This is a genomic window from Mesobacillus sp. (assembly GCF_049588175.1).
Taxonomy (GTDB): domain Bacteria; phylum Bacillota; class Bacilli; order Bacillales; family Cytobacillaceae; genus Mesobacillus.
Map to the genome: position 1 here is coordinate 1 of NZ_JBAVFI010000408.1, position 4,551 is coordinate 4,551.

General features: G+C 43.6%; 4 protein-coding genes and 1 riboswitch. All 4 genes read right to left on the reverse strand.

Annotation, left to right across the window (positions count from 1 at the left end; translation table 11 throughout):
• Positions 1–1,459 (reverse strand): bifunctional homocysteine S-methyltransferase/methylenetetrahydrofolate reductase (locus WB217_RS10215; RefSeq protein ID WP_423993093.1); only part of this gene is annotated, 1,459 nt, incomplete at its 3' end.
• On the reverse strand, positions 1,456–2,640 hold the full coding sequence (metC, locus tag WB217_RS10220) for a cystathionine beta-lyase (protein WP_423993095.1): 1,185 nt from the start codon (positions 2,638–2,640) through the stop codon (positions 1,456–1,458). The genes metC and WB217_RS10215, both read right to left, overlap by 4 nt.
• On the reverse strand, positions 2,637–3,749 hold the full coding sequence (locus WB217_RS10225) for a methionine biosynthesis PLP-dependent protein (protein WP_423993097.1): 1,113 nt from the start codon (positions 3,747–3,749) through the stop codon (positions 2,637–2,639). The genes metC and WB217_RS10225 overlap by 4 nt, the downstream gene beginning before the upstream one ends.
• An 87-nt stretch (positions 3,750–3,836) precedes the next feature.
• Positions 3,837–3,947, reverse strand: a riboswitch (SAM riboswitch).
• 309 nt (positions 3,948–4,256) lie between these two features.
• Positions 4,257–4,551, reverse strand: a 295-nt coding sequence (locus WB217_RS10230) for a M4 family metallopeptidase (protein ID WP_423993099.1), incomplete at its 5' end; no start/stop codon positions are given.

Consider the following 4,551-nt stretch of genomic DNA (forward strand, 5'->3'; position numbering starts at 1 on the left):
GAATTTTCTTCTCCATTCTTAGTACAGCTTTTTCTAATGAGCGGACATTTGGATTAAACGCAGCCCCTACCGAAAAAGCTCCTTTTTGACCAAGCTCCTTACCTGAGTACGAGAGCCCAGAATTAAACTGTTTGATCATTTCAATCAGCTCAAAGGAGGATAGATCAAATACTGATGATGCACCCGGAAAGTCACCAACACGTGCAGGATCGCCGGTGATGGCCAACACGTCATGCAGGCCGAGTGTATGAAGACCCATCAAATGGGATTGCAGTCCAATAATATTACGATCCCGGCAAGTCAAATGCACAAGCGGCCGCAAGCCGATATTTTCCTTAACGAGGTGGCCAATTGCAGAATTCGAAATCCTTGGAGATGCCAGCGAGTTATCTGCGAGCGTCAATGCATCTATGCCTGTTTCCTTTAAAGCCCTGGCACCTTCGAAAAATCTTGTTGTATCCAGTTTGCGTGGTGAATCAAGCTCGACTATTACAGAGGGCCGTTCCTTCACTATTTGTTGAAGTGGGGGAGTGGCTCTTATTATATCAGTTGATTTAACCTCAACCCTGGCTGTTTTTACTACTACTCTTTTATCAGCAAGTGGCGCCAAACCTTTTAATTCCTCTGAAATAGCCCTGATGTGTTCAGGGGTTGTTCCACAGCAGCCGCCGATTAGCCGAACACCTTGCTCGCGGAAGCTATGGGCTGATTTTCGGAAATATTCAGGGTTTCCCTCATAGTGGAATTGGCCGTCTGTATAGGCTGGCAGGCCGGCGTTTGGATAAGCAGAAAGGTAGGCCTTCTTTGGAAGCTCTACCTGCTCAAGGCTGGCAATCATATGATGAGGGCCGAGCCTGCAGTTCAGGCCAACTATGTCAGCACCTATGTCCTCTAAAGTATTGAAAACTTCCTGAAGGGGAGTCTGATCCTGCATGATGCCTATTTCCTGAAGTGAAACCTGGGCGATGATCGGAAGGTCTGTTTCTTTGCGGGCAATCGCCAGCACCGTTTCGATTTCTTCCATATCATAAAAGGTTTCAAGCAGGATCCCGTCGACGCCCTCGAGAAGCAGACAATAAAGCTGCTCCCTGAAACTCCTTTTGATTTCCTCAATTGGAATGGCTGACGGTCTTATACCCCGGTTGCCGCCAATCGTACCCAAAACATACGCGTTTTTATCTGCTGCCTGGCGGGCAAGCTTGACAGCCGCACTGTTAATTTCTTTCACTTGATCCTCGAGCCCATATCTTTCAAGTTTTATATAATTTGCTGCGTACGTATTTGTCTGAATTAAATTTGCACCTGCATCCATGTAAGCCTTATGGATACGAACAATGTCTTTGGGATGAGAAACATTCAATTCTTCAATACAGGTTCCTGCACCGTAAGAATAGAGAAGGGTGCCAATTGCTCCATCCGCTATTAAAATTTCATTTTCTAATCGTTTCAGGAAGCTCATCGGATCCCCTCCTTGTAAGCTGATTGTTTATTTACTGATAAAAATGCCTGCTCGAAGTCTTTGATCAAGTCATGTGCATTTTCAAGTCCAACGGATAGGCGCAGCAGGCCATCGCTGATTCCGCGTCTTTTTCGTTCATCCTCCGGCATTGCTGCATGAGACATTTTTGCAGGGTAGGAGATGATGGATTCGACTGCTCCAAGGCTGACCGCAAATACTGGCAGCTTTAAATTTTCTATGAATCTCTTTAATTGCTCCGCATTTTCAAGCTCAAAAGAGAGCACTGCACCTGGACCTTCAGCCTGACCTCGTTGTACATGATACTGTGGATGCTCAGATAATCCAGGATAATACACGTTTTTAATAGAAGGTTTATTTTTCAGGAAATGAGCTATCTTAACCGCACTGTCCTGTGACTGGTTCATCCTCACTGATAATGTTTTGATGCCTCTCATTACCAGCCAGGCATCCTGGACTCCCAGTATTGCTCCAAACGAGTTTTGCAGGGAATAAAGCTTATTTCCGAGATCTTCATTTTTAACAACAGCTAGACCGGCCACTGTATCACTGTGTCCTGATAAAAATTTCGTCGCGCTGTGGAGTACAAGATCTGCTCCAAGCTCAAGTGGTCTTTGTAAATAGGGAGTCATGAATGTATTGTCGACAAATGTATATACTCCATGCTTCTTTGCAATTTTGCTAATAGCTTGAATGTCAGAAACCTTAAGTAAAGGATTCGAAGGGGTTTCGACATATAGTAATTTCGTATTGTGCTTGATCGCTTTTTCTACTGCATCAAGATCAGTCATATCAACAAAGGTATGTTCAATACCGAAACGGTTGAGTACCTGTGTCACCATCCGGTAGCTTCCGCCATATACATCCTCCGTCACGACAATATGGTCGCCCTGTGAAAAGAGAAGAAAGGCCGTTGATATGGCTGCCATACCAGAAGAGAAGGCAAAGCCTCGAGTGCCGCCTTCGAGTTCAGCAATGATTTCTTCAAGAGCTTCCCTGGTGGGATTTAGACTCCTGCTGTAATCGTACTTTCCAAAATGGTCTACAGAATGCTGGTGAAATGTGGAGGCATGCTGGATTGGAACGCTGACTCCTCCGGTAGTTGGATCTATTTTATGCTTATTATGAAGGAGTCTTGTATCAAAGGTGTAACTGTCGCTCATACTTTTGCCTCCTGTTCAGCACTTTTAAAAGCACTTTCTAAATCAGCCAGTAAATCTTCAGCATTCTCAATCCCCACCGAGAAGCGAAGCAGACGATCGCAAACCCCGATTGATTCACGTATTTCAGCAGGGATGTCTGCGTGGGTCTGTGTCGCAGGGTAGGTGATAAAGCTTTCAACACCGCCAAGACTCTCTGCAAATGTGATGGTTGACAAGCTTTGTAAAAATGGATTAACCATCGAAGGTGATTTCACTCGAAAAGAAATCATGCCGCCCCTGCCGGGATAAAGAACATCTGTGACGGCATCATGTTCCTTTAAATAATCCACTAGCTGAATTGCATTTCGTTCATGACGCTCCATCCTTAATGACAAGGTCTTCATCCCGCGGATAAGAAGCCATGAATCAAAGGGACTAAGCACAGCGCCGCCACCATTGTGATGGAGGAAAAGAGAATCACATAATTCCTTGCCTTTGGCGACGATTAATCCGGCAAGCACATCATTATGACCTCCAAGGTATTTTGTAGCACTATGAATCACAATATCTGCTCCAAGACTGATTGGTTTTTGAAGCAGGGGAGTATAAAACGTATTGTCGACAATTAACAGCAGCCCATTTGCCTTTGCGATGTCTGCGATTGCTTTAATATCTGCCTGCTCCATAAGAGGATTTGTCGGTGTTTCTACAAATAGTGCTTTCGTTTTCGTAGTGATTGCTGAGGTGACTTCCTCCAAATTAGCCATATCGGCATATGTACAATTTAATCCCCATTTTTTGAAGCCTTGCTCCAGAAGTCGATAGGTTCCGCCATATAAATCCTTGGATACGATCCACTCATCACCATTTTGAAAGAGGGAAAGAATCGTCCAGATAGCTGCCATGCCGGAGCTGCAAGCAAATCCGCGGTCACCTTCCTCTAGGTCTGCAATTGCTTTTTCAAGAATTTCCCTCGTTGGATTCCCTGTTCGCACATAATCATATCCGCTGGACTGGCCAATTCCTTCATGACGGTAGGCAGTCGTTAAATAAATAGGGGGATTGACTGCACCAGTCGCAGTCTCACTCCTGTTTCCAAGCTGAGCTAGTTTAGTCTCAATTTTTACCATTAATCTCACTCCTGATGTTTTTATTCTTTTAGATAAACTAAAAAAAGCCTTCTATAAGAAGAAGACTTTGATCACTGCGAGTCATTCTCCTTATCTGCCAAGTTATAAAAACTTGCTGGAATTAGCACCTTTTCAACAAAAAGTTGATGGTTGCTGAAGCTTCATAGGGCCAGGACCCTCTGCTTCTCTGGATAAGAAATTATAGAATTATTAAATTTCTCTAAATATTACAACCTTTTATAACTGCTGTCAATAGTTAATTAAAGCGTTAAAGTGAATGAGTGCATTAACGGTTTCGCTTTTTTATTGGGAGAAGGGGAGCCGCCAAGATTGGAACTACTAATTAAATATATTGAAATCAAATCATTAATGAAGCCCATTGGTGCTCAAAAAATCACGATAGGTAAAAAACAGGTCCCCAATGAAGTCGATTGGCGCCAAAAAAAGAAAAACTGACTCAAAGAAGTATCACAACTTTTTGAGTCAGTCTCTAAAATTAAAACTCTATTAATTTACACCAACTGCATCAAATGCTTTATTTACTGAAGTTACTTCAGCAGAAGAAGCACCATACAAATCTGTAGCAGCTTGGACAAGTCCAGCTCTTGCCTGGCTGAAGTTTGTTGAAGATGTGAAGTATACTGTGTTAGCACGGTAGAAAATCGCACCTAGCTTGTCCGTTCCAACTCCAGAAACTGTTACTCCATAATGTGTTCCACCCTGGCTTAGAAGGTAAGCAGCTTTGTTGATGATTCCGCTGTTTGTATGAACGCCGCCATTATCGGATGTACCAGTATAACGC

Excerpts from the sequence above, each read along its gene's own strand:
- WB217_RS10225 (WP_423993097.1), bottom strand. The coding sequence starts at position 3,749 with ATGGTAAAAATTGAGACTAAACTAGCTCAGCTTGGAAACAGGAGTGAG.
- metC (WP_423993095.1), bottom strand. The coding sequence starts at position 2,640 with ATGAGCGACAGTTACACCTTTGATACAAGACTCCTTCATAATAAGCAT.